Source organism: Brucella intermedia LMG 3301 (assembly GCF_000182645.1).
GTDB lineage: Bacteria > Pseudomonadota > Alphaproteobacteria > Rhizobiales > Rhizobiaceae > Brucella > Brucella intermedia.
This window is the reverse complement of record NZ_ACQA01000002.1, coordinates 1143161-1166720: the sequence shown is the minus strand read 5'-3', so window position 1 is coordinate 1166720 and position 23560 is coordinate 1143161. Positions and strand designations below refer to the sequence as shown.

The following is a 23560-nucleotide window of genomic DNA, read 5'->3' as shown; positions in this document are numbered from 1 at the left end:
AGGTTTTACGAATGGCTTACACGAATTTCAAAGTTGAAACCGACGCCGACGGCATTGCTCTCGTCACCTGGGACATGCCTGAAAAGTCGATGAACGTCTTCACCGTCGAGGCGATGCAGGAACTGAACGCCATCATCGACGCAACGACCGCCGACGAAAAGGTCAAGGGTGTTGTTATAACATCCGGCAAGGAGAGCTTCTCCGGCGGCGCGGACCTGACCATGCTGGAAGGCATGTTCAAGGAATTCCAGAAGCAGAAGGCCAAGGACCATCAGGCCGCCGTGCAGGCGCTGTTCGACAATGTCGGCAAGATGAGCGGCCTTTTCCGCAAGCTTGAAACCTGCGGCAAGCCCTGGGTTTCGGCCATCAATGGCACCTGCATGGGTGGTGCGTTCGAAATGTCGCTCGCCTGCCATGCCCGCGTGGCATCCGATGCGCCGGGCGTGAAGATGGCTCTGCCGGAAGTCAAGGTCGGCCTTTTCCCCGGCGCTGGCGGTACGCAGCGCGTTCCGCGGCTTGCCAACCAGCAGGACGCGCTTCAGATGATGACGACCGGCTCCAGCCTAACGGCGCAGCGCGCCAAGGCCATGGGCCTCGTCACCGAGATTGCTCCGGCCAAGAAGCTGGTTGAAACCGCCAAGAAGCTCATCAAGGGCGGTCTGAAGCCGGTTCAGCCATGGGATGAAAAGGGCTTCAAGCTTCCGGGCGGCGCGATCTATTCGGCTGCCGGGGCGAACCTTTGGCCGGCCGCAACGGCAATCCTGCGCCGCGAAACTTCCGGCAATTATCCGGCAGCGCTTGCCATCCTGAAATCGGTCTATGAAGGCCTGCTGGTGCCGTTTGACACCGGCCTGAAGATCGAGCAGCGCTACTTCACCGAAATCCTCCAGACGACAGAAGCAGGCATGATGATCCGCTCGCTCTTCGTGTCGCTGCAGGAACTGAACAAGGGCGCGCGCCGCCCGGCGGATGAGAAGCCGACCAAGCTCAAGAAGATCGGCGTTATCGGCGCTGGCTTCATGGGGGCAGGCATTGCCTATGTCACCGCCAAGGCGGGCATTCCGGTGGTACTGATCGACCGCGATCAGGAATCCGCCGACAAGGGCAAGGCGCACACCGCCGATCTGGTGACCAAGGAAATCCAGAAAGGCCGCGCCACTGAGGCCGACAAGGAAAAGCTCCTGTCGCTCATCACCGCGACGCCGGATTATGCTCTTCTCGACGGTGCCGATCTGGTGATCGAAGCCGTGTTCGAGGATCGCGAAGTCAAGCGTGTCGCGACCGAAAAGGCAGAGGAAGTTCTGAAATCGTCGGCGATTTTCGCGTCCAACACCTCGACCCTGCCGATCACCGGTCTGGCGAAAGTTTCCAGACGCCCGAAGAACTTCATCGGCATTCATTTCTTCTCGCCTGTCGACAAGATGATGCTGGTCGAAGTGATCATGGGTAAGAAGACGTCGGACAAGGCGCTGGCCGTCGCACTCGATTACGTTCGTGCGATCAAGAAAACGCCGATCGTCGTCAACGACACGCGCGGCTTCTACGTCAATCGCTGCGTGCTGCGCTATATGTCGGAAGCCTACAACATGCTCGTTGAAGGTGTGCCCGCTGCCATGATCGAAAATGCCGCCCGCATGGCCGGCATGCCGGTCGGTCCACTGGCGCTCAACGACGAAACCGCTATCGACCTGTCGCAGAAAATCCTCAAGGCAACGCTTGCCGATCTGGGCGAAAAGGCTGTCGATCCGCGTCATGTGGAACTGGTGGATCGTCTCGTCAACGAGTTCGACCGCAAGGGCCGCAAAAATGGCAAGGGCTTCTATGATTATCCGGCCAAGCCCGCCAAGAAGCATCTGTGGCCGGGCCTGAAGGACCTCTACCCGCAGCAGGACCCTGACAAGGTCGATGTGAAGGAACTGAAGGAACGCTTCCTCGTCACCATCGCCCTGGAAGCTGCCCGCGTGATGGAAGAAGGCATCGTCACCGACCCGCGTGAAGCCGATGTCGGCTCCATTCTGGCCTTCGGTTTCGCGCCTTATACCGGCGGCACGCTGTCCTATATCGACGGCATGGGTGCGAAGAAGTTCGTCAAGCTCGCCAAGGAATTGCAGAAGAAATACGGCCAGCAGTTCAAGGCGCCGAAGCTTCTCATCGACATGGCTGAAAACGGCGAAAGCTTCTACAAGCGTTTCAATCCGTACAAGACGGAAACGAAGAAGGCAGCGTAAGCTCGTCCCTTCGCAGGATCATCGGGCGCGGCATGTTTCATGCCGCGCTTTTGTTTGCGCTTCCGCCGCTGCTGGATTGCGCTCACCGCCAATAAGAAAATTTTCCCTGTTAATTCAGCCATCTTGCGCAATTCGTGCTTTTTCGGTAGGTTGCAGCTGAAGATGGGACGGAAGATTAGGTTTAAAATCCTTTGAAACATATCTCCTGACGGGGCTGTCTGGATGATATGTCGGAACCTATGTGGCGGATCATGACTATGTTTTCTCACGAGAGCGTGTGGGCGGCCATCGATGCTCTGGCCGAACGTCATTCCCTGAGTGCGTCCGGGCTGGCGCGTCGGGCAGGGCTGGACCCGACGACCTTCAACAAATCCAAGCGCTATGCGTCGGACGGGCGCGCGCGCTGGCCTTCGACGGAATCGCTGGCCAAGGTGATGGAAGCGACCGGCTCGACCTTCGATGAGTTCACACGGCTCATCGGCGGGGAAACCCGCACGCCGCAATTTGGTGAATATACGCAGGACATGCAGTCGATCCCGCTGCTCGGCATGGCCGAAGCGGGCGCGGGCGGCTACTTCGACGATGCCGGTTTTCCCGCAGGGCAAGGCTGGGACATCGTGGAATTTCCCGCCAGCACGGGCGAAGGGGTGTATGCGCTGGAGGTTTCGGGCGACTCCATGTTGCCCCTTTACCGTGATGGCGATACGCTGATCGTTGCACCCAATACCGCCATTCGCCGTGGCGATCGCGTGGTGGTGCGAACGAAAGACGGAGAAGTGATGGCCAAGATTCTGCATCGCCAGACGCCGCGAACCATTGAGCTTCATTCGCTCAATCCAGAGCATCCGAACCGCATCTTCGAGTCCAGGGATATCGAATGGGTCGCCCGCATTTTGTGGGCGAGTCAGTAATGGCGCAATCGCAGAACAGAAGCCACGCGCGCGCCGTTTTCGGCGGGCTAGCGGGTATAACGGGCGCTATACTGGTCGCGGCCTTCGTGGCGCCGTTCTATGGCGCGCTGGACCGTCCCGTCGTCGTCATCGATTCTGGTGATGCACAGACGAAGACCGGTGCGGGCAACGGCATCGTTGTCGAACAGTTCGACTATAACGAGCCGGGAAGCTCGTCTGAAACGGGCAATACGCCGGAGGGAACGCCGTCGCAGCCGGGCCAGACAGGTTCCGCCGATGGGCAGGCGTCTGCGGCAGCAGAAACGGGCAAGCCAAACGATCAGGCTGATGATGGCGGCATGGAACGCGAAGCGCCGCGCCCGCCGCTGAGCGATCTCGGCCTTGCATCCACGCCAAAGCCACCGGAGCCACCGGCACCCGCTACGCCCGTTGACGCAGGCGAGCAGATGCAGCTTTTGCAGCGTCCCGTGGCCGTGGCGGCCGGACGGCTGGAAAGCCAGGGCCGCACGATCGAGTTGCAGGGCATTGAAATCGTGCCCGTCGAACAAACCTGCCAGACCGCTTCCGGCGAAAGCTGGCCGTGCGGCATGCAGGCGCGCACAGCCTTCCGGCAGTGGCTGCGCTCCCGCGCCGTCATGTGCCGCCTGCCGCAAAACGATAGTGGCGCTGCGGTCGCGACCGAATGCACGCTTGGCAACGAAGATGCCGCCGCGTGGCTCGTCGCCAATGGTTGGGCGAAGGCTGCCCCAGGCAGCGCCTATGAGGAAGCAGGCCGCAAGGCCGTGGAAGCACGCCTTGGGATTTTCGGCGACAAGCCCGATACGTCGCTCCCCAATCCGGAACCCGGCAGCAGCGATATGATGGATACCCCTTCACCTCTGGCCCCTGAACCGGAACCGCAGCCGTCATCGCCATCGCCACAGCCGCTGGACGGCTTTCCACCCGCGCCGCCCGCACAATAGAGCGGGACGAATTGAGAGCATTTCCAATGATTTAAGCAGAACAGGAAACGCTCCAAGTCAAGCCATCATCCCGCTCTGGGCAGCAACCGGCCCTATCTAGAGCCGGTGCGAAGCAGCGTGTCGAAGGGTCGGGCCGAAGGGTCGGGCTTGAGCTGAACCTTCGTCCGTCGATTCTTCGACAGGCTCAGGATGATGCTACGCTTCGCTCCGCACCTCAGGATGAGGGTGTCGGTATAAACAAAAGGGGGGCTCGAAGCCGCCCTTTTGTTCGATTTATTGATCTGGGTTAAGTATGTATTGATCTCTACGCTAGTTCGCCAGCCAGCGCCTTTTTGATCAGCGCTCGGGTTTCATCAATGCCGTAAAGCGCGACGAAGGAACCGAAACGCGGGCCGCGTTCCTGACCGATCAGCACTTCATAGAGCATCTGGAAGAAGGAAACCGAAACGCCGGGACCGCCTTCCGGGCTCTTCTTGGCATGATCCTGATAGCGCTCGATGGCGCGGGCGACATCGAGAATGGCGTTCTGGATGTCGTTGCCATCGGTGCCGACAGGCAGCGTTGCGAGCTTCGCATCCAGCGCTTCAAGGGCTGCGCGTTCCACATCGTCCGGCGCACGGAACTGCTTGGTCGGCTTCACGAAATCGTTGAAGTAACGGATCGCATAGCCGACGAGCGCATCGAGTTCCGGATTGTTTTCCGGTGTGACGCCCGGCACGTGCCGCGAGATGAAGCCCCACAGCACGCCCGGATTTTCGGCATTCGATGCACTGACCAGATTGAGCATCAGCGCGAAGGTGACCGGCAGGTTCACCTTCGGCGGGTTGCCGTAATGAATGTGCCAGACCGGATTGTTCAGCCGGTCCTTCCATTCCTGACGCTCATAGGCCGAAAGATAGCTGAAATACTCGTCTACCGCCTTCGGGATGACATCGAAATAGAGTCGCTTGGCGGTCTTCGGCTTCTGGAAATTGTAAAGCGCAAGGCTTTCGGTCGGCGCATAGGCCAGCCATTCGTCGATGGAAATGCCGTTGCCCTTCGACTTGGAAATCTTCTGGCCAAGCTGGTCGAGGAACAGTTCGTAGACGAAATGTTCGGGTGCGCGGCCACCGAGGATTTCGCAAATGCGGTCATAAACGCCAGCATTGGTCTGGTGGTCCTTGCCGAACATTTCGAAATCGACGCCGAGCGCCGCCCAGCGCATGCCGAAATCCGGCTTCCATTGCAGCTTCACATTGCCGCCGGTGACGGGCAGGGTGGTCTCAACGCCGTCCTCATCGTCGAAGGTGATGGTGCCCAGCCTTGGCATCCACGCTCTTCATCGGCACGTAGAGCACGCGGCCGGACTTGGGCGAGATCGGCAGGAACGGGCTGTAGGTGGCCTGCCGTTCTTCGCCGAGCGTCGGCAGCATCACCTTCATGATGTCGTCATAGCGCTCGACGGCCTTGAGAAGCACGGCGTCGAACTTGCCGGATTTGTAATATTCGGTCGCGCTGGCGAACTCGTAATCGAAGCCGAATGTGTCGAGGAAGCGGCACAGCATGGCGTTGTTGTGATCCGCAAAACTCTTGTAGTCGCCGCCGAACGGGTTCGGAACGGCCGAAAGCGGCATTTGCAGATAGGGCTCGAGCGCTGCCCTGTCCGGCACATTGTCGGGGATCTTGCGCATGCCGTCGAGGTCGTCGGAGAAGCAGATCAGGCGCGTCTTGACCTTGTCGCCGGTCAGGATGCGGAAGGCATGGCGCACCATCGAGGTGCGCGCCACTTCGCCAAACGTGCCGATATGCGGCAGGCCGGATGGGCCATAGCCGGTTTCGAAGATCACCGTATCGGGCAGGCCGGTCTTCTCATAGCGCTTGAGGATTTTCTTCGCCTCTTCAAAGGGCCATGCTTTCGCTTCCGCAGCCGCCGCGGTCAGTTCCGGGGTCAGCGTGATTTCGGGAAGGCGGTGCGAAGTCATGATTTTATCCTGATATCCTGTGAAGGGCTTTATTCTTTGAAAACGATGCGCGAAATGCGCACCCCTGCTCTATGGCGCGGCAACCCCGGTGCCGTCAACGGTCAGTGCCGAATTTCCTTGCGTAACCGCGTGAGGCTTCCTAATTTTCCCGTCAATTCCAATGAAATGATGATTCCGATCATGTTGTACAGGAGTAGCCCGATGAAAAAGATCACGCCGCAGGATGCGCTTGTCTACATCATGATCACGACGTCTGCTGCGGACACGACAATGACCGATGCCGAACTGTCGTCCATCGGCAATGTCGTTTCCCGCCTGCCGGTCTTTCAGGGCTTCGACAAGGAGCGCCTGCCGAAACTGGCCAGCGACTGCTATGCGCTTCTGGCGGATGAGGACGGACTGGAAAAAATCCTTGATCTCGCGCATGACGCCTTGCCGGAACGCCTCTACGATACGGCCTATGCGCTGGCCGTCGAAGTGGCGGCCGCCGATCTGCATGTGGAGCAGGAAGAGCTTGAATTCCTCCAGATGCTGCGTGACCGCTGGACGCTGGATGAATTGACCGTCGCCGCCATCGAGCGCAGCGCCCGCGTGCGCTTCCGCAAGCTCGATCCTGCTGTCTAAAACGGCTTTCCTGAGCCTCGGCATGCAAAACGGGCGGAAAATCCGCCCGTTTCTATTTGTTCGGGAAAATCAGCACACGACCGGGAGCAGTCGTGCCTTGCGCCTTTCCAGAGCGACACGCATGATGCGGGCAGCTTCTGCGAATGTGGGCGTTTCCTTCCAGTGTTCAGCATGAATGATGCCGGTCGGGACGATAGCTTTCAGCGCTTCCAGCGTATGGCGCGGCACCATGTCGGTGCAGTTCCACAGGCGGCGGAAGACGACGCTGATCCGTGTCACCTTGCCGTTGATCTGAACGGACGGCTCGGCCGTTTCCAAGGCCCAATCCTCATAGGCATCGACTGCATCCTGAAATGCATGATGCAGATAGATCGGTGCGTGACCGTCATGAAGCGGGGGCAGCAAACTGGACATTTCTGTTTCCTCTCTTCCAATGTGGTTCAGTTTTTCAGGAGGCATTTGCCGCTGGATGGATGAACTGGCAGCGCACAAATGCATTTCAAACAAGAGCCATGAAATGCTCTTCACCGGTCTATGTGTGCCGATCAGAAACTGAAGCTCACGAAATACGACAACACATAATTAACCATGATCTACGGAGAAAGCCCTGTTTGACAAGAGGCGATTTTCTTTAATTCAGCTTTTGGCGGAAAAATAATTCAAACGCATAGGTTGAATTACTGCAATAATAAGCTGGCCAATCTTTGAAATATTAGTTTTACTTTACGGTTACAAATGCCGGAAAACGAAGTCTTTTTCGGCATTTATTGTCACCGTAACAGATTTTGATCCTGTCATTTATGGATGACTGATGTAGAAATGCGAACAACTGAGGCAAGATTGCGGGGCACGGGATATGGCGCAACTGGTTCTGTCGCGTAGGGCTTTTCTGGCGGGCTCAACCGCCTTGGCTGGCGTCGCCGTCTGGCCGCAACGGTCGGCTGCGGCAGGTCAGGCGCAGAAAGGCGGGCGGCTGGTCGTGGCCGCAGATTCAGAGCCGCGCAATCTCAATCCGGCCATCGTGGCATCCAATGGCGTCTTCTTCGTCGCAAGCAAGGTGGTCGAGCCTCTGGCGGAAGCCTCCTTCGAGGGCGAGAACGGTCTCGCGCCGCGTCTTGCCACTGGCTGGGAAGGTTCCGCCGACGGGCTGACGGCGACATTCCGCCTGCGGGATGGTGTCAAATGGCATGACGGCAAGCCCTTCACATCGGCGGATGTGGCCTTTTCGGCGATGGAAGTCTGGAAACCGCTGCAAAACCTTGGCCGTGTCGTCTTCAAGGCGCTGGAAAAGGTCGAAACGCCGGATGATCTGACGGCTATCTTCCATTTCTCCGAGCCGACGCCCTTCCAGCTTATCCGCAATGCCTTGCCGGCCTTGACCGCAGTGCTGCCGAAGCACGTCTTTGCAGGCAGTGACATCATGGCCAGTCCGGCCAATGAAAAGCTCATTGGCACCGGCCCGTTCAAATATGCCGAGCACAAGACCGGCGAATATTACCGGCTGGCCCGCAATGACGATTATTGGGGCGAAGGCGAGCCTTATCTGGACGAGATCATCTATCGCGTGCTGCCGGACAGGGCGGCAGCGGCGGGTGCGCTGGAGGCCGAGGAAATCGACCTGGCCGCCTTTTCCGCCGTGCCGCTTGCCGATCTGGACCGTATCTCGAAGGTTCCGGGCCTCACCGTCATTTCCAAGGGTTATGAGGCGCTGACCTATCAGCTGGTGGTGGAGATCAACCATCGCCGCAAGGAACTGGCCGACCTGAAGGTCAGGCAGGCGATCGCCCACGCTATCGACCGCGATTTCGTCGTGAAGACGATTTTCCTCGGCTATGCCAAGCCTTCGACCGGCCCTGTGCCGCGTTATGACAGCCAGTTTCATACCGATGACGTGCCGTCCTATCCGTTCGATGTCGCCAAGGCCAACGCGCTTCTGGACGAGGGGGGCTACAGGCGGGGCAAGGATGGCACGCGCTTCACGCTGAGGCTTTTGCCCGCACCCTATTTCAACGAAACGAAACAGTTCGGCGATTATCTGCGCCAGGCGCTTGCTGCTGTCGGCATCGATGCGCACATCGTCAACAATGATTCCGCCGCACATCAGAAGGCGGTTTATACCGATCATGATTTCGATCTAGCCATTGCGCCCACGGTCTATCGCGGCGATCCGGCCATATCGACCACAATTCTGGTCGAAAGCGGCATTCCGGCAGGCGTGCCGTTCTCCAATCAGGGCGGCTATGCCAATGCGGAACTGGATGCGCTGATCGCCAAGGCCGCGCGTGAGATCGACGAGAAAAAGCGCACCGCCCTTTACCACCAGTTCCAGCAGATGGTGCAGGCGGATTTGCCGCTCATCAATGTCGCGGAATGGGGTTTCATCACGGTTGCCAGCGACCGCGTGAAGAATGTTTCCAACAATCCGCGCTGGGCTGTTTCCAGCTGGGCGGATACCTGGCTGGAACAGTGACGAACCACCTGGATTGATTGTATCCTGCCATTGTGAAACAGATTCTGGCCCTTTTCCGCAAGCGACTGGCCGGCAGCATCATCGTGCTGCTGATTGTCATTGTCGGCTGCTTTTTCATGCTGGAAAGCGCGCCCGGCGATGCCGTCGATGCCTATGCCGTGACATTCGGCGGGGATGCGGCAACAATTGCAGAAATGCGGGCGCGCTGGGGGCTGGATCAGTCCATCTGGCACCGGCTTGGAGCCTATCTGGCAGCGCTTGCGCAGGGTAATCTCGGCTGGTCCGTCAGTTTCAACCGACCCATTCTTGACGTTATACTGGAACGCCTGCCCAACACGCTGCTTCTGATGGGGGCGGCGACCGCTCTCTCCTTTGCGGTCGGTTCGCTCCTCGGTATTGTGGCCGGGGCGAGGCCCGGAAGCTTTCGCGACCGGCTGCTGTCAGTCGCATCGCTCGTTCTCTATGCGATCCCCGGTTTCTGGCTGGCGCTCGTGCTGGTCATCCTGTTTTCGATCAGGCTGCGCTGGTTGCCGTCGAGCGGCATTGAAACAATCGCTTCCGGCAAGCAAGGACTGGCGCGGGCAGGCGACATTGCCGTCCATCTGGTGCTGCCGGTTGTCTCGCTGGCGGTGATCTATCTGGCGCTTTACCTGCGGGTCATGCGGGCCGCCATGGCCGATATATGGCGCATGGATTTCGTGCGGGCCTTGCGGGCAAGGGGTATTTCGCATTCGCGCATTGTCCTGCGCCACGTGGTGCGCAACGCCTTGCTGCCGCTCGTGACCGTGCTGGGCTTGCAGGCCGCATCGATGCTCGGCGGCAGCGTGGTGATCGAAAGCGTTTTCGCCGTGCCGGGGTTGGGGCGGCTGGCGCAGGAGGCCGTTGCGAGCCGTGACACGCCGCTTCTGCTCGGCGTCATTCTGGTCAGCGCCATCATGGTGATCGTGGTCAATTTCCTCATCGACCTGGTCTATCTCTGGCTCGATCCGCGCATCGCGAGAGGAGATGGCAGGGCATGAACCAGCCTAAACGTTATTTCAGAACGGGTGAGGGCATAACAGGCATGATCCTGCTGGCGCTGCTGGTGCTGGCGGCACTTGCCGCACCTCTCGTCTTTCCCGGCGATCCTTTAAGCATTGTCGCAACACCGCTGCTGCAACCCTTTGAAAGTTCGCAGTTTCTTTTCGGAACAGACCGGCTTGGACGCGATGTTATCGCCGAGCTTTTCTATGGTGCGCGCACATCGCTCGGCGTCGGGCTGGCCGCGGCCCTTGCTTCAATTGTGCTTGGCAGCATCGTCGGAACGCTGGCCGGTTTTGCGGGCGGCATCATCGATGAAGTGCTGATGCGGATCACTGAAGCCTTCCAGACAGTTCCGGGCTTCCTGCTGGCGCTGGCGCTCACCAGCATTGCCGGGCCGTCGCTGCCGGTGCTGATTGCTGCAATCGCCCTTTCAAGCTGGACACAGGCCGCGCGTCTCACGCGCGGGCAGGTGCTTTCGATCCGCGAAAGCGACTATGTGGCCTCGGCCCGCGTCATCGGCATGCATCCGATGGAAATCGCCTTCCGCCAGATATTGCCCAATGCCCTGCCGCCGGTGCTGGCGCTGGCGCCGGTCATCGTCGCTTCCGCCATATTGATCGAAGCCGCCTTGTCCTTTCTGGGGCTGGGCGATCCAAACCGCGTCACCTGGGGCGGCATGATCGCCGAAGGGCGCACGGTCCTGCGTTCCGCCCCTTGGCTTTCCATCCTGCCGGGTCTGGCGCTGGCAATGACTGTTGTCGGCGTCTATCTGGCAGGCGAAGGGCTGACGAACGCCATATTCCGGCGCGAGGTGCTGTCGTGAGCGCCCTTGTCCGCCTTGAGAAGCTCTCCGTATCCTACGGCAGTGAGCCCGCGCTGGAGAATATCGATCTCGATATCGGGCAGGGCGAAACGCTGGCGATCATTGGCGAAAGTGGTTCGGGCAAAAGCACGCTGGCGCTGGCCTTGGCCTCTCTCCTGCCGGGCAATGCGCACATTTCCGGTCAACTGGATTGGGCGGATGGCAAGCCGCGAGCGGGCCGCGACATCGGCTTCGTATTTCAGGACCCCGCATCGAGTTTCGATCCGCTGATGACCGTCGGCGCACAACTTGTGGAAACCATTCGCACCCATGCGCAAATCGACAGGGTGGCGGCGAAAGCAAGAGCGACGGGTCTTTTGGAGCGTGTCCATATTCCGCAAGCCGACGCCAGTTTCGCACGCTATCCACATCAGTTTTCCGGCGGGCAGAAACAGCGCATCGCGATTGCGCTGGCCATTGCCGCCAGCCCGCGCCTGCTGATCGCGGACGAACCGACGAGTGCGCTCGACACCATCGTGCAGAAGGAGATCGTCTCCCTCCTGCGCAAACTGGTGCGCACAGACGGGATGACACTGATATTCATCACCCATGACATCGCGCTGGCCTCGGGACTGGCCGACCGCATCGCCGTTTTCCGGCAGGGAAAGCTGGTGGAGTTCGGCCCGGCACGAAATATCGTCTCCAACCCGCAGACGGATTACACCCGGGCGCTGATTGCCGCCGTGCCGGTGCTGGAGGCGGCGCATGGCTGAACCGCTTCTGCAGGCAGATCAGCTTGTGGTTCGCTATGGCGACACCATTGCGCTTGACGGCATCAGCCTCAAAATCGAGCCGGGCGAAACGCTGGCGCTGGTCGGTCCATCGGGCAGCGGCAAGTCCACGTTGGCGCGCGCACTTCTGCGCCTTCACCCGCTCGAAAGTGGCGCAATCGGCTTTGAGGGCCGCGACTGGCTGGCGCTCAAGGGAGCTGAACTGCGCATGCAGCGCGCGCGCATGCAGATGGTGTTTCAGGACCCGCTTTCAGCCTTCAACCCGCGTGCGAGCGTTTATGATCTCCTGCGCGAGCCGCTGCGCATTCACGGGCTGAAGCGCGACATTGCCAGGCTTCTGCAAAGGGTTGGGCTTGATCCGGCGCTGGCGCAGCGCGGCGTCCATGAGATTTCCGGCGGGCAGCGCCAGCGTGTGGCGATAGCGCGGGCGCTTGCAACTGCTCCGTCGCTGGTCGTGCTGGACGAAGCGGTTTCGGCGCTCGATGTCACCGTTCGCGGCGCCATTCTCGCTTTGTTGCGGGAAATACAGAAAGCCGAGCGGACGGCCTATCTTTTCATCACGCATGATCTCGCGGTCGCTGCCCGGATGGCGGATCGTATCGCCGTAATGGAGCGCGGGCAGATCGTTGAGTGCCGCCCGACGCAGGAATTGATAACGGCACCGCAAGCGCCTGTCACAAAGGCGCTGATCGACGCGGTGCCGAGACTATTTGTCTAAGCCTTGCCCAGTTCCACCGAACGCTTGCGGGCCGCTTCCACGGCTTCGGCCACAAGCGTCTTGAGACGGTCGCCGCCCATCAGCACTTCAAGTGCGGCAGCGGTGGTGCCGTTCGGGCTCGTCACCTGTTCGCGCAGTTTTGACGGCGTGTCCGTGCTGGCATCGGCGAGGGCGCCTGCGCCCATCACGGTCTGCATGGCAAGCAACGCTGCCGTTTCACGCGGTAGACCGGCGGTCACGCCAGCGTCGGTCAGCGCCTCGATGAAGTGGAACACATAAGCCGGGCCGGAACCCGAAACGGCGGTGACGGCATCCATCAGCGCTTCCTCGTCCACACGCGCAACCTTTCCGGAGGTCTCAAGCAGACGCGCGATGAAAGCTTCGTCCTCATCGCTCACATTGGCGTTCTTGTAGGTAACGAGCATGCCCTTGCCGATGGCCGCTGGCGTGTTGGGCATGCAGCGAAGCACGGCAGCGTCCTGTCCCAGCTCGCTTTCAAAAAGCGCGACCGGAATACCCGCTGCGACGCTGACGAAAGTGGCAGCCGATGCAAACCGCTTATAGGCGGGCAGAACCTTTGCCATGACCTGCGGCTTGACGGCTACGAGAACCATGCGCGGCTTCAGATCACCGGGCAGGGCGTCTGCATCGGCAAAGGCATGGACGCCAGCGCCAGCGGCGCGATCACGAAGCGCTTCGGTCGGCTCAACGACATAAACGTCCTTCGCCTTGAGGATACCGCTATCGAGCCAGCCCTTGAGCATGGCGAAGCCCATATTGCCGCAACCGACCAGAATTACCGTGTCATGCATATTGATAGTTCCACCCTTGGAGTTCGTTTGGAGCATGGTATAGCGCCGCCTCGCCGGACTGCGCAAGCATATGCGGCCTATCCACGTGTTTCTAAGGTTAAATCATTGATCGATCAGGCTATATCGCGCACTATGAGCCTGAATTGAGTGGAGTTTCGGAGGGGAAGAATGGATCCGGCTTTGACAACGGGCGTGCCGCCAGCCGAAGCTTTCGGCCATGTCCGCATCATCATAGGCATGATCCTCGGCTTGTGCGTTTCCCGCCTTTTGACGGGACTGGCACGGTTCATCCAGCATCCCGGCAAGCAGAAAATTTATCCGGTCCATCTGGCCTGGGTGGGATTCATCCTGCTTTCGGTCATCCATTTCTGGTGGTTCGAATTCGGCCTGCGCACCATTCAACTGTGGACCTTCGAGAAGTATCTCTTCGTGATCTTCTACGCTGGTCTCCATTTCCTGCTCTGCACGCTGCTCTTTCCCGACAGCATGGAGGAATATACCGGTTACCGCGATTACTTCATCTCCCGGCGCAAGTGGTTTTTCGGCATTCTGGCATTGGTCTACGTGGCCGATTTCATCGACACGCTGTTGAAGGGCGCCGATCACTACCGGGTTTACGGCATCGAATATCCCATACAGGTCGCCTGCTTCATCCTGTTCAGCCTGATTGCCGTGTTCTGGGGTGACAGGCGCTATCATGCGGCTTTTGCTGCCGTTGCGCTGGTTTATCAGATCACCTTCACGCTGCGCCATTTCGCGACCTTGAGTTAAACCTTTCCTGCATTCCGCCGGGTTTCACCGTCCACGATTTCGCGGAACTGGCGCAACAGCGGGTGGCGGGCGGTCTGCCTGACGCCGTAACCCAGGTTGAAAGCATAGTCGAAATCGGGCGGATTGAGCCCGATATTGTGCTGCATCATGGTTTCAAGCTTGTCGAAGCCCTTGGCGAAGATCGCCTCCGGTGAGCGGCCTTCGTTATAATCCGCCCAAAGCTCCATGATTTCCGTACGCAGATCGTCCGGCAGCGGTTCGCACAGCGTCATGAGGTCGGCTCTTTCGCGCTCGGCTCGCCCGTCATCGGCGGATTGATGGATGGCGGGCACATCGCCCGAAATCGCTTCGCCCAGATCGTGGACGATGCACATCTTGATGAGTTTCAGCCGGTCGCAATCGCCCAGTTCCCGGTCGAACAGCGATACCAGCAGGCAAAGCCGCCAGCTATGTTCGGCGGTGCTTTCCGGTCGGCCTTGAGAGGTATGGCCGGAACGTAATGTGCTTTTCAGTCGTTCTGCATTCTGGATAAATCGAATGATGCCGTTCAGCCGGTCTGGATCAATGGTGTATTCCGTTTCGGCGTTCATGCGGGCCTCCTGATTTATCTGCATGAATCAACGTATATAATTGCAATTTTAACGGTTTATTTGCCATGATGAATATTAATCTGGATCAATAAACAGGGTGCAATCGGGACGGAACGATGGTGGAGAGGGACAGAGAGGGGAAACGTGCGGCTGGCCGCCCGCTTCTGGCCTATGCGCCGGAATTCCTGCAACCTGCTTCCTCGTTCCGTGGATTTCAGGATACTGAAGAGCGCGAACATCAAAGACGCCGGGAAGAACTGCTCCGCCGCAAGCAGGAATTGTTGGACGCCGAGCATGATGGCTCCATTGATCCGAAGGCTGATATGCAAGGCCGGATGTACGCCGTGCGTGACGCCTTGCAAGCCAATCTCGATGGTGCAGCGGCCAGGGCGCAACCAGTGCCGCAAACTCCCGCAACCGCTTCAAAGCCTGAAGGCCAGCCGGTGAAATTGCCCCGCCGCAGGCGGCGCTGGGGGCTTCTGGCCGGTTTCACGCTGCTGGGCGGAATTATCGGAACTACCTATGCCTTTCTGGTGCCGCCACAATATGCGGCTACGGCTTCCATGCAGGTCTTCCCGCCGGAGCGGCGCAGCGAAATTGCCTCCAGTGCCGTTCTTGAGCGGGCCGCGCAGATGGCGCGTATTGAACGTGCCGCCGACCTCGGAGCCCCATCCGTTCTGGAGGAACTGCGTTTTCGCCTGACCCGACTGCTGCCCGAAGACCTGCGGTCTCCCGCAGTTGCATGGCCCCACTTGTCGGGCGCGCAATTGCTGCGCCAGCGCCTCGATTTCACGCAGGCGCTGGACAGCGGGACGGTGAATGTCGAAGCGACGGCAGACAAGCCGGAAACGGCGGCACTTCTCGCCAATGCCGTTGCGCAGGCGTTTCGTGATCATCTGCAGGGCGGCGCTTCGCCGGGCGGGCCTGAAGGCGACCTTCCGGCGCGCCTGCAACGGTTGGAAGCAGATGCCGAAGCGGCACGGCAGGCGGCTAATGCCTTTCGTATGAGCCGGGATTTCGGCGATGACAACAACAAGGCCGCGCTTCAGCGCGAGTTCGCCGACAGCAAGGCCGAGACGGCGCGGATCGCAGCCGAGGCCAACAGCCTGAATGGGGCCAGCGCCGAAAGTCTCGTCCGCAAGGGCGTGCCGGAAAGCATGCGTTCGGGAGCCCTCGGAGCGCTGGTGGAGCGCTATCGCATAGCCGGGCAGGGGGGCGAAGCGAAGCAGATCGAGGCCGAGATCGCGACGGAGATTTCAAGCCAGCGCAGCGCTTTGCAGGCCGATCTTAAGAATGCGGTCGAACGTGAACAAAAAGCCGCCGCCGCCGTTGCCGGTTTCGGCTCGACGCCCGCCACGGACGATGACAAAGCTCGCCTGCAAATGCTGGAGCGCGATGCAGCGGCGAAGCAGGCGCTGTTTGAAGATTTGCAGATGCGTGCGGCGCGCGGCGAACCGGTCTCCGCTGGTTCTGCGGCGACGGTGCGGATTGTAGCGCCGGCCATTGCTGAACCGAACCCGCGCGATCTCCCGCCGCAGTGGATCATCGCCCTTGGCTTTGGGGGCGGTTTCCTGCTTGGCCTTCTTTCCATGGCGCTGGCTGGTCGCAAGCCCCGGTCGCCGTCCAAGATGGAAGCCGAACCGGAAGAGGTTCTTGAAACCTATGGCGAGACGCGTCTTGCCGCCGTGATCCGCGAGGCCAATGCGCGGTGGGAAGCCGAGAATGAAGGTGTCAGCCGACCGAGGGAAAACACCGCCCTCGGTCGTGCCATCGACGAGGTGCGTTCGTCCCGCGCTTCGCGGCTCTGACATGACCCGGCGTTCTGAAATTTCATAAAATCCTGCATTGTCGCGCATTCGCCAATTGTCATCGGGCGTCATGACGCTTATGGGCATGTGTGCGGAAAATATGTCGTGTATTTCCCAGACAATCCCGAATGAACGGAGCGCTCGCTATGGCCCAATTGATTGATGGCAAGAAGCTCGCCGAGGATGTGGTTTCCACGGTGAAGACCGAGACCGAAAAGCTCGTGGCTGCAACCGGCATCGTGCCCGGTATTGCAGTGGTGATTGTCGGCGAAGACCCGGCAAGCCAGGTCTATGTCGCTTCCAAGAGCCGCAAGGCCAAGGAATGCGGTTTTCACTCGGTTCAGCATGACCTGCCGGAAACGGCGTCGGAGCGCGAGCTTCTCGACCTGATCGAGAGCCTGAACAACGACCCTGCCATCCACGGCATTCTGGTGCAGTTGCCGCTGCCCGGGCACATCGATTCAGGCCGGGTGATCCAGACCATTTCCCCGGACAAGGATGTCGATGGTTTCCATTTCATCAATGTCGGCAAGCTTGGCACTGGCGAGGTTGAAACGGCTTTCGTTCCCTGCACGCCCGCAGGCGCGATGATCATGATCGAGCGCGTCCATGGCCGCGATCTTTCGGGGCTCAATGCCGTGGTGATCGGGCGTTCCAACATTGTCGGCAAGCCGATGTTCAATCTCCTGCTCGCCGCCAATGCGACGGTTACGGTAGCGCATAGCCGCACGAAGGACCTGCCCGCGATTGCCCGCACCGCGGATATTCTGGTGGCGGCTGTCGGACGCCCGCAGATGGTCAAGGGCGACTGGGTCAAGCCGGGCGCAACAGTGATCGATGTCGGCATTAATCGCATTCCGGCGCCTGAAAGGGGCGAAGGCAAGACACGACTGGTTGGCGATGTCGATTTCGCGGAAGCCGAAAAGGTCGCCGGAGCGATCACGCCGGTTCCGGGCGGCGTCGGTCCGATGACCATCGCCATGCTCATGGCGAACACGCTCACCTCGGCTTGCCGCACTGCTGGCGTGAAAAAGCCAGTTTTTTGACACAATTGAACTGCGCTTTTTGTGCAGTTTCATTCCGGTTTTGATGGTTTGAGAGGCAAAACAGCTGAAATCACTGTTTTGCCTTAATTTAATTTAGAGCCTTTTCAGAACACCGAAGCGCCTTCGTCAGCCCGACCGGCGATCTGGCGGAAAGCACGAAACAATTCGCGTCCCATGCCATGTTCATTGCCGGAAAGATCGGGGCGATCCTCGCCGCGATCGTTCAGCAGGGCAATATTGGTCAAGGCTTCCAGCGTGCCATTAACGGCATCGAGGCGGATAACATCGCCGTCGCGGATTTTCCCGATGATGCCGCCATCAAGCGCTTCCGGCGTGACATGGATGGCAGAGGGAACCTTGCCCGATGCGCCGGACAGGCGGCCGTCGGTGACAAGGGCGACACGCTGGCCGCGATCCTGCAAGATGCCCAGAACTGTCATCAGCTTGTGCAGTTCCGGCATGCCATTGGCTTTCGGACCCTGATAGCGAACCACGGCGATGAAATCGCCGGTCAGATCGCCCGCCTTGAACGCGGCCTGCATTTCCGCCTGATCGTTGAATACCCTGGCGGGCGCTTCGATGACCTGGCGTTCCGGCTTCACGGCGGAAACCTTGATGATCGCATTGCCGATATTGCCGGTCAGGACCTTGATGCCGCCGGTAGGCTGGAACGGCGCATGAATCTTCGCCAGAACCTTGTCGTCGCCGCTTTTTTCCGGCACCGGCTCGCGCACGACATTGCCGTCAGCGCCAAGCTTCGGCTCGATCGCGTAAGGCCGCAGACCTTCGCCGAAGACGGTGCGCACATCCTCGTGCAGGATGCCGCCATCGAGAAGCTCGCGGATGAGAAAGCCCATGCCACCAGCGGCATGGAAATGGTTCACATCGGCAAGACCGTTCGGATAGACACGCGCCAGAAGCGGGACCACGTCCGAAATCTCGGAAATATCGTGCCATGTCAGCTTGATGCCAGCGGCGGCGGCCATGGCGATCAGGTGGATGGTATGGTTGGTGGAACCGCCGGTTGCATTGAGGCCGATGACGCCATTGACGAAGGAACGCTCGTCCAGCATTTCGCCGACCGGCGTATATTCATTGCCGAGCGCGGTGATCGCCAGCGCACGCTTTGCCGCTTCACGGGTCAAGGCGTCGCGCAGCGGCGTGCCCGGATTGATGAAGGATGCGCCCGGCAGATGCAGGCCCATGATTTCCATCAGCATCTGGTTGGAATTGGCTGTGCCGTAGAAAGTGCAGGTGCCGGGGCCGTGATAGGATTTCGACTCCGATTCCAGCAATTCGGCGCGCCCGACCTTGCCTTCGGCATAGAGCTGGCGGGTCTTGGCTTTTTCGTCGTTCGGCAGGCCGCTGGTCATCGGCCCGGCAGGCACGAACACGGCGGGCAGGTGACCGAAGGCCAGTGCACCGATGATGAGTCCGGGCACGATCTTGTCGCAGACGCCGAGATAGACGGCGGCATCGAACATATCATGCGACAGGCCGACGGCGGTCGCCATCGCAATCACTTCGCGGGAGAACAGCGACAGTTCCATGCCCGCGAACCCTTGCGTGACACCATCGCACATGGCGGGCACGCCGCCTGCAACCTGCGCCACTCCGCCCGCTTCACGCGCAGCCTGCTTGATAAGCTGCGGAAAGGTTTCGAACGGCTGATGCGCCGACAGCATGTCGTTATAGGCGGTGATGATGCCGAGGTTCGGAATCTCGTCGCCGGTCAGCGCCGCCTTGTCGTGCGGACCGCAGGCGGCAAATCCATGCGCGAGATTGGCGCAGCCCAGCACCGCCCGCTTCGGCTTGTTGGATGCAGCCTCACGCACACGGCCAAGATAGGCTTCGCGCGTCGGCTTGGACCGTTCGCGAATGCGCGCGGTGATTTCCTGAATGCGTTTATGCGCCGTCTCGGTGGGCATGGGGTGTCACCTTTGCCGATATAACCAGAGCATTTCCTGTTATTGATGAAACGCTGGGAATGCTCTATCTGTTTGTTTTATCGCGCATCTTTTCCGAAAACCGGGTCCCACTTTTCGGGATACGCTCTAGCTGCTCCAGTAAAGCTGGATCGGTGTGCGGGCATGATGGAAGACAGCCCGCACGGGCATTTCGTTCTCGTCATCGCCGGAAAGCGCCTTTTCCAGCGTTGCCTGCTTGGCGGCGCCTTCGATATGCAGAACCAGCATTTCGGCTTCGGCGATGATGGGAAGGGTCAGGGTCAGGCGTTTCTCGCCAGCGCCCTCGGCATGGATCGGCAGCACGAGCGCCCGGGTTTTCGGGTTGATCGCCTGATCGAGACGGTCCGCACCCGGAAAGAAGGAGGCGGTATGCCCGTCATTGCCCATGCCAAGCACCACCACGTCGAAAGGACGACGCAGCGCATCGATGCGGCTGGCGGCGGCAAGCGCCGCCGTTTCGGCCGTCGCCGCCGGATTGTAAAGGCCGACGAACCTTGCCACGCCCGCATGGTCGCGGAGAAGATGCTCACGCACCAGCTTTTCGTTGGAGCGATCGCTTTCGACGGGCACGAAACGCTCATCCACAAGGGTGATCGTAACGAGGTTCCAGTCGATCATCTTGCGGGAGAGCACTTCGAACAGCCTGAGCGGCGTGGTGCCGCCGGAGACGGCGAGCGTTGCCTGTCCCCGTTCAGCGATGGCGGCATTCAGCTTGTTCGCAATGGCTTCGGAGAGCGCCTGCGCCAGTTCTGTTCCGCTGGTGAAATCGTGCCGTTCGATGCTCATTCCATTCCCTTCCAAGACAGAAATCAGAGGCTTTCGTGCCATGTACGCCCGTCACGCTCGATGAGCGCGATGGACGATGACGGCCCCCATGTTCCTGCCGTGTAGCCCTGCACAGGCTGGCTGTTCAACTCCCAACCTTGCAGGATCGGATCGACCCAGCGCCATGCGGCTTCAACTTCGTCGCGCCGCATGAACAGCGTCTGGTTGCCGCGAACCACATCCATGATGAGGCGTTCATAGGCATCCGGATTGCGCTCGCTGAAGGATTCGGCAAAGCTCATGTCCAGCGGCACATGGCGCAGGCGCATGCCGCCCGGACCCGGGTCCTTGATCATCAGCCACTGCTTCACGCCCTCATCGGGCTGGAGCCGGATGACGAGCTGGTTGGCGATCACCTTGCCGGCGCTTTCGCCGAAGATGGAATGCGGGATCGGCTTGAAGGTAACAACGATTTCAGAAACGCGCGTGGCAAGCCGCTTGCCGGTGCGCAGATAGAAGGGCACGCCAGCCCAGCGCCAGTTGGCGATTTCGGCCTTCAGCGCCACAAAGGTTTCGGTATTGCTGGTGTCGCTTTCCAGATCTTCCAGATAGCCGCGCACCGGCCCGCCCGCCGAGGCACCGGCGCGATACTGACCGCGCACCGTCACATCTTCGACATTGAGATTGGTAATCGGCTTCAAGGAGCGCAGAACCTTGACCTTTTCGTCATGGACGGCATCGGCTTCGACCGATGAAGGCGGCTCCATCGCAACAAGGCAGAGAAGCTGGAGAATGTGGTTCTGCACCATGTCGCGCAGGGCGCCCGCCTTGTCGTAATAGCCAGCGCGTCCTTCCAGGCCGACCGCTTCGGCGACGGTGATCTGCACATGGTCGATATGGGCGGAGTTCCACAACGGCTCATAAAGCGCATTGGCAAAGCGCAGCGCCATCAGGTTCTGCACGGTTTCCTTGCCGAGATAGTGGTCGATGCGGAAAATCTGGTCTTCGCGGAAAACGCTGCCGAGCGTGTCGTTGAGCGCCATGGCGGATTCCAGATCGCGACCGATCGGCTTTTCCACGATGATGCGCGTGTCGCGGGTGATCAGGCCATGTGCTTTCAGCCGCGTGGCGATATCACCGAACAGCGTCGGGCTGACGGCGAGATAGAAAGCGCGGATCTTTTCCGGCTTCTTGCCGATCAGGGTCTTGAGTGCATCCCAGCCTTCTTCCGACTTCGCATCGACAGCCACATAGCTGAGGCGGGCAAGAAACCCGTCGACTTCCTTCTCGTCGACTTCCTCTGGCTTCACATGCTCATGAATGGCATTGCGTGCGAACTGTCGGTATTCGTCATCCGTCATGGCGCTGCGCGATGCGCCGATGATGCGCGTCGGGTCGGTGAGCTGGCCTGCACGCTGACGCTGGTACAGCGCCGGGATGAGCTTGCGTTCGGCAAGATCGCCGGAACCGCCGAACACGATGCAGTCGAAGGGCTCTACCGGGATTGTCTGGCTGGTCATCTATCGCTCTCTTCTCTTCTGGCGCAAATCAGTCTGCCTTTGGGCAGCATGCGATTTTAACGCTGCCCTTGTCTATTATCTAATCGATTTAAATTCAACAGTCGCAATGCCGCATTCCCGCGAAAGTGAAAGCATCCTGCGATAATTGACGGATTAACGGCTTGTGCACACATGACATGTTCATCTTAAGGCCATATTGGAACAAACAATCCGGATTCAAGTGATTTGGCCAAGTTGGATGGTGTCTTGGTTATGCCAAAGGAGAATGACATGAAGAGGCTGCAGGATAAGGTCGCAATCATCACCGGCGCCGGTTCGGGCTTCGGTTCAGGCATGGCGCGCCGATTTGCAGCCGAGGGCGCCAAGGTCGTTCTCGCCGACGTGAACGTGAAGCACGTTGAGGATGAACTCGCCGAGATCGGCAAGAACGGCCTTGCCGTGCAGGCCGATGTTTCGCGCAAGGACGACATGGAGCGCGTGGCGCGCGCGGCCTTTGAAGCATTCGGCTCCATCGACATCATGATCAACAATGCCGGTTTCACGCATCGAAACATGCCGCTGACGGAAGTCACGGAGGACAATTTCGATCTGATCGCCGCGGTAAACATGAAGGCGCTTTATTATTCGACCCAGATCGTCGTGCCGATCATGGAGCATCAGGGCAGCGGCGTCATCATCAACACGGCTTCGGCAACCGCGCTGCGTCCGCGCAAGGGGCTTGTCTGGTACAGCGCCTCCAAGGGCTGGATCATCAGCGCGACCAAGGCCATGGCGCTGGAGCTGGCGGAAAAGAACATCCGCGTCAACTGCATCTGCCCTGCCGAAAGCGAGGGTGAGGCATTGAAGCTGTTTCTGGAGGAGGATACGCCGGAAGCCCGGGCAGCGCTCAAGGCGACCATTCCGCTCGACCGGTTCTCCACGCCCGACGATGTGGCGGAAGCCGCTCTCTGGCTGGCCTCGGACGCCGCCTCCATGGTGACGGGGACGGCACTCAATATCGACGGTGGTTACTCAATCTGAGATTGCAGCTCCGGCGGCCTGCAAATGGCGTTGTTTTGCGCTTCCGGTGCTCATGCTCGCCATAACCACAATCTACCAATCTAGCCGTTGGCTTCGGCGAGGAAGTCATCGAAGATGGCTTCCAGCCGCCTGTGCCGTTCGGCTGCCATGAGCTTTCCGGTTTCCGTCTTGAAACCGGAGGCGAGGCCGAACAGTTTTGTGCGGAAATGGTCGAGCGCGAAACGCTTGTCGTCCAGCGGGCGGTTTTCGGCGTGCGGGTCGTGCCAGTCGTAAAGCGCACTGCCCATGCGGCCTGCAATGTAGAAGCACCGCGCTGCACCAATGACGCCGATGGCATCGAGCCGGTCGGCATCCTGCAATATTTTCGCTTCCACCGTGACCGGCTCGATATTCGCCGAAAAACTGTGCGCCTCGATGGCGTGGGCGGCAAGGCCGATGCTCGCTTCATTCCAGCCGAGACCGCGCAGCAGCCTCGTCGCCTTTTCCGCCGCCAGACGCGAAGCGCGGTTTCGGTCCGGCGAATTCTTTTCCACGCTCACGCAATCATGCAGCAGGGCGGCGGCGCAAAGCACTTCCGCATCGCCGCCTTCCCGGCGCTGGATGGCGGCTGCATTCTTCCAGACGCGGGCAAGGTGGGACAGGTCGTGCGATCCGTCCTCGCCATGTTCGAGCGCATGAGGCAGCAGCCTTTCGGCGAGCGTTTCAAAGGGCGCGAAGATATGTGCTGTCATGCTGGCTCCGCCATGGTTGGGGGATTCGGTCCATGACAGA

The 23560-nt window shown here is 59.8% G+C and carries 20 protein-coding genes and 1 pseudogene; 13 read left to right on the top strand and 8 right to left on the bottom strand.

Annotation, left to right across the window (positions count from 1 at the left end):
* The first annotated feature begins 11 nt into the window (after positions 1–11).
* The 3 genes from OINT_RS17955 to OINT_RS17945 all read left to right on the top strand — a co-directional run bounded on the left by OINT_RS17955 (position 12) and on the right by OINT_RS17945 (position 4101).
* The gene (locus OINT_RS17955) at positions 12–2228 is read left to right on the top strand and encodes a 3-hydroxyacyl-CoA dehydrogenase NAD-binding domain-containing protein (protein ID WP_006470572.1); all 2217 of its coding nucleotides are present in this window, start codon (positions 12–14) and stop codon (positions 2226–2228) included.
* 257 nt (positions 2229–2485) lie between these two features.
* A complete protein-coding gene (locus OINT_RS17950) occupies positions 2486–3139 on the top strand; it encodes a S24 family peptidase (RefSeq protein ID WP_006470573.1) in 654 nt (217 codons plus the stop codon).
* On the top strand, positions 3139–4101 hold the full coding sequence (locus OINT_RS17945; RefSeq protein WP_006470574.1) for a thermonuclease family protein: 963 nt from the start codon (positions 3139–3141) through the stop codon (positions 4099–4101). The genes OINT_RS17950 and OINT_RS17945 overlap by 1 nt, the downstream gene beginning before the upstream one ends.
* 304 nt (positions 4102–4405) lie before the next feature.
* Here OINT_RS17945 and OINT_RS17940 read toward each other — a convergent pair.
* A pseudogene (locus OINT_RS17940) lies at positions 4406–6062 on the bottom strand (lysine--tRNA ligase).
* 201 nt (positions 6063–6263) lie between these two features.
* Here OINT_RS17940 and OINT_RS17935 point away from each other — a divergent pair.
* Positions 6264–6686, top strand: a complete 423-nt coding sequence (locus OINT_RS17935; RefSeq protein WP_006470576.1) for a tellurite resistance TerB family protein — start codon at positions 6264–6266, stop codon at positions 6684–6686.
* Positions 6687–6755: 69 nt separating this feature from the next.
* Here the strand turns inward: OINT_RS17935 and OINT_RS17930 are convergent, their stop codons facing one another.
* A complete protein-coding gene (locus OINT_RS17930) occupies positions 6756–7100 on the bottom strand; it encodes a BRA0787 family protein (RefSeq protein ID WP_006470577.1) in 345 nt (114 codons plus the stop codon).
* A gap of 442 nt (positions 7101–7542) precedes the next feature.
* Between OINT_RS17930 and OINT_RS17925 the strand changes: the two genes are divergently transcribed.
* Genes OINT_RS17925 through OINT_RS17905 form a run of 5 tightly spaced genes read left to right on the top strand, consistent with a single transcriptional unit; the run spans position 7543 to position 12490 of the window.
* Positions 7543–9156 (top strand): ABC transporter substrate-binding protein, encoded by a 1614-nt coding sequence (locus OINT_RS17925; RefSeq protein WP_006469310.1) that lies wholly within the window; start codon positions 7543–7545, stop codon positions 9154–9156.
* Between the two features lie 17 nt (positions 9157–9173).
* Positions 9174–10175, top strand: coding sequence for an ABC transporter permease (locus OINT_RS17920; protein WP_006469309.1), 1002 nt, complete (start codon positions 9174–9176; stop codon positions 10173–10175).
* Positions 10172–11002, top strand: coding sequence for an ABC transporter permease (locus tag OINT_RS17915; protein WP_006469308.1), 831 nt, complete (start codon positions 10172–10174; stop codon positions 11000–11002). Before OINT_RS17920 ends, OINT_RS17915 begins: the two co-directional genes overlap by 4 nt.
* Entirely contained in the window at positions 10999–11754 is a 756-nt protein-coding gene (locus OINT_RS17910) for an ABC transporter ATP-binding protein (protein ID WP_006469307.1), read from the top strand. The genes OINT_RS17915 and OINT_RS17910 overlap by 4 nt, the downstream gene beginning before the upstream one ends.
* Positions 11747–12490 carry an ABC transporter ATP-binding protein gene (locus tag OINT_RS17905; RefSeq protein WP_006470578.1) on the top strand — a complete coding sequence of 248 codons (744 nt, stop codon included), beginning with the start codon at positions 11747–11749 and terminating at the stop codon, positions 12488–12490. The genes OINT_RS17910 and OINT_RS17905 overlap by 8 nt, the downstream gene beginning before the upstream one ends.
* Here OINT_RS17905 and proC read toward each other — a convergent pair.
* A complete protein-coding gene (gene proC / locus OINT_RS17900) occupies positions 12487–13302 on the bottom strand; it encodes a pyrroline-5-carboxylate reductase (protein WP_006470579.1) in 816 nt (271 codons plus the stop codon). The two genes, OINT_RS17905 and proC, sit on opposite strands and share 4 nt — an antisense overlap.
* A 168-nt stretch (positions 13303–13470) precedes the next feature.
* On the opposite strand from proC, the gene OINT_RS17895 reads away from it, so the two are divergent.
* Positions 13471–14073: a hypothetical protein gene (locus tag OINT_RS17895; RefSeq protein ID WP_006470580.1), complete on the top strand. Its 603-nt coding sequence runs from the start codon at positions 13471–13473 to the stop codon at positions 14071–14073.
* On the opposite strand, the gene OINT_RS17890 is transcribed toward OINT_RS17895, so the two are convergent.
* Entirely contained in the window at positions 14070–14663 is a 594-nt protein-coding gene (locus tag OINT_RS17890) for an HD domain-containing protein (RefSeq protein ID WP_006470581.1), read from the bottom strand. The genes OINT_RS17895 and OINT_RS17890 overlap by 4 nt on opposite strands.
* Before the next feature lie 116 nt (positions 14664–14779).
* Between OINT_RS17890 and OINT_RS17885 the strand changes: the two genes are divergently transcribed.
* Positions 14780–16471, top strand: a complete 1692-nt coding sequence (locus OINT_RS17885; RefSeq protein WP_006469302.1) for a Wzz/FepE/Etk N-terminal domain-containing protein — start codon at positions 14780–14782, stop codon at positions 16469–16471.
* A gap of 146 nt (positions 16472–16617) precedes the next feature.
* The gene (gene folD, locus OINT_RS17880; RefSeq protein WP_006470582.1) at positions 16618–17517 is read left to right on the top strand and encodes a bifunctional methylenetetrahydrofolate dehydrogenase/methenyltetrahydrofolate cyclohydrolase FolD; all 900 of its coding nucleotides are present in this window, start codon (positions 16618–16620) and stop codon (positions 17515–17517) included.
* A gap of 104 nt (positions 17518–17621) precedes the next feature.
* Here folD and edd read toward each other — a convergent pair whose 3' ends face one another.
* From edd to zwf, 3 genes are all read right to left on the bottom strand, one after another.
* Positions 17622–19445, bottom strand: coding sequence for a phosphogluconate dehydratase (gene edd / locus OINT_RS17875; protein ID WP_006469300.1), 1824 nt, complete (start codon positions 19443–19445; stop codon positions 17622–17624).
* A gap of 126 nt (positions 19446–19571) precedes the next feature.
* The gene (pgl, locus tag OINT_RS17870; RefSeq protein ID WP_021587394.1) at positions 19572–20270 is read right to left on the bottom strand and encodes a 6-phosphogluconolactonase; all 699 of its coding nucleotides are present in this window, start codon (positions 20268–20270) and stop codon (positions 19572–19574) included.
* A gap of 23 nt (positions 20271–20293) precedes the next feature.
* Positions 20294–21769, bottom strand: a complete 1476-nt coding sequence (gene zwf, locus OINT_RS17865; RefSeq protein ID WP_006469298.1) for a glucose-6-phosphate dehydrogenase — start codon at positions 21767–21769, stop codon at positions 20294–20296.
* Positions 21770–22039: 270 nt separating this feature from the next.
* On the opposite strand from zwf, the gene OINT_RS17860 reads away from it, so the two are divergent.
* Complete coding sequence (locus OINT_RS17860) at positions 22040–22789, top strand: SDR family oxidoreductase (protein ID WP_006473068.1); 750 nt, start codon at positions 22040–22042, stop codon at positions 22787–22789.
* Between the two features lie 80 nt (positions 22790–22869).
* On the opposite strand, the gene OINT_RS17855 is transcribed toward OINT_RS17860, so the two are convergent.
* Entirely contained in the window at positions 22870–23520 is a 651-nt protein-coding gene (locus OINT_RS17855) for an HD domain-containing protein (protein ID WP_006469296.1), read from the bottom strand.
* Positions 23521–23560 lie beyond the last annotated feature (40 nt).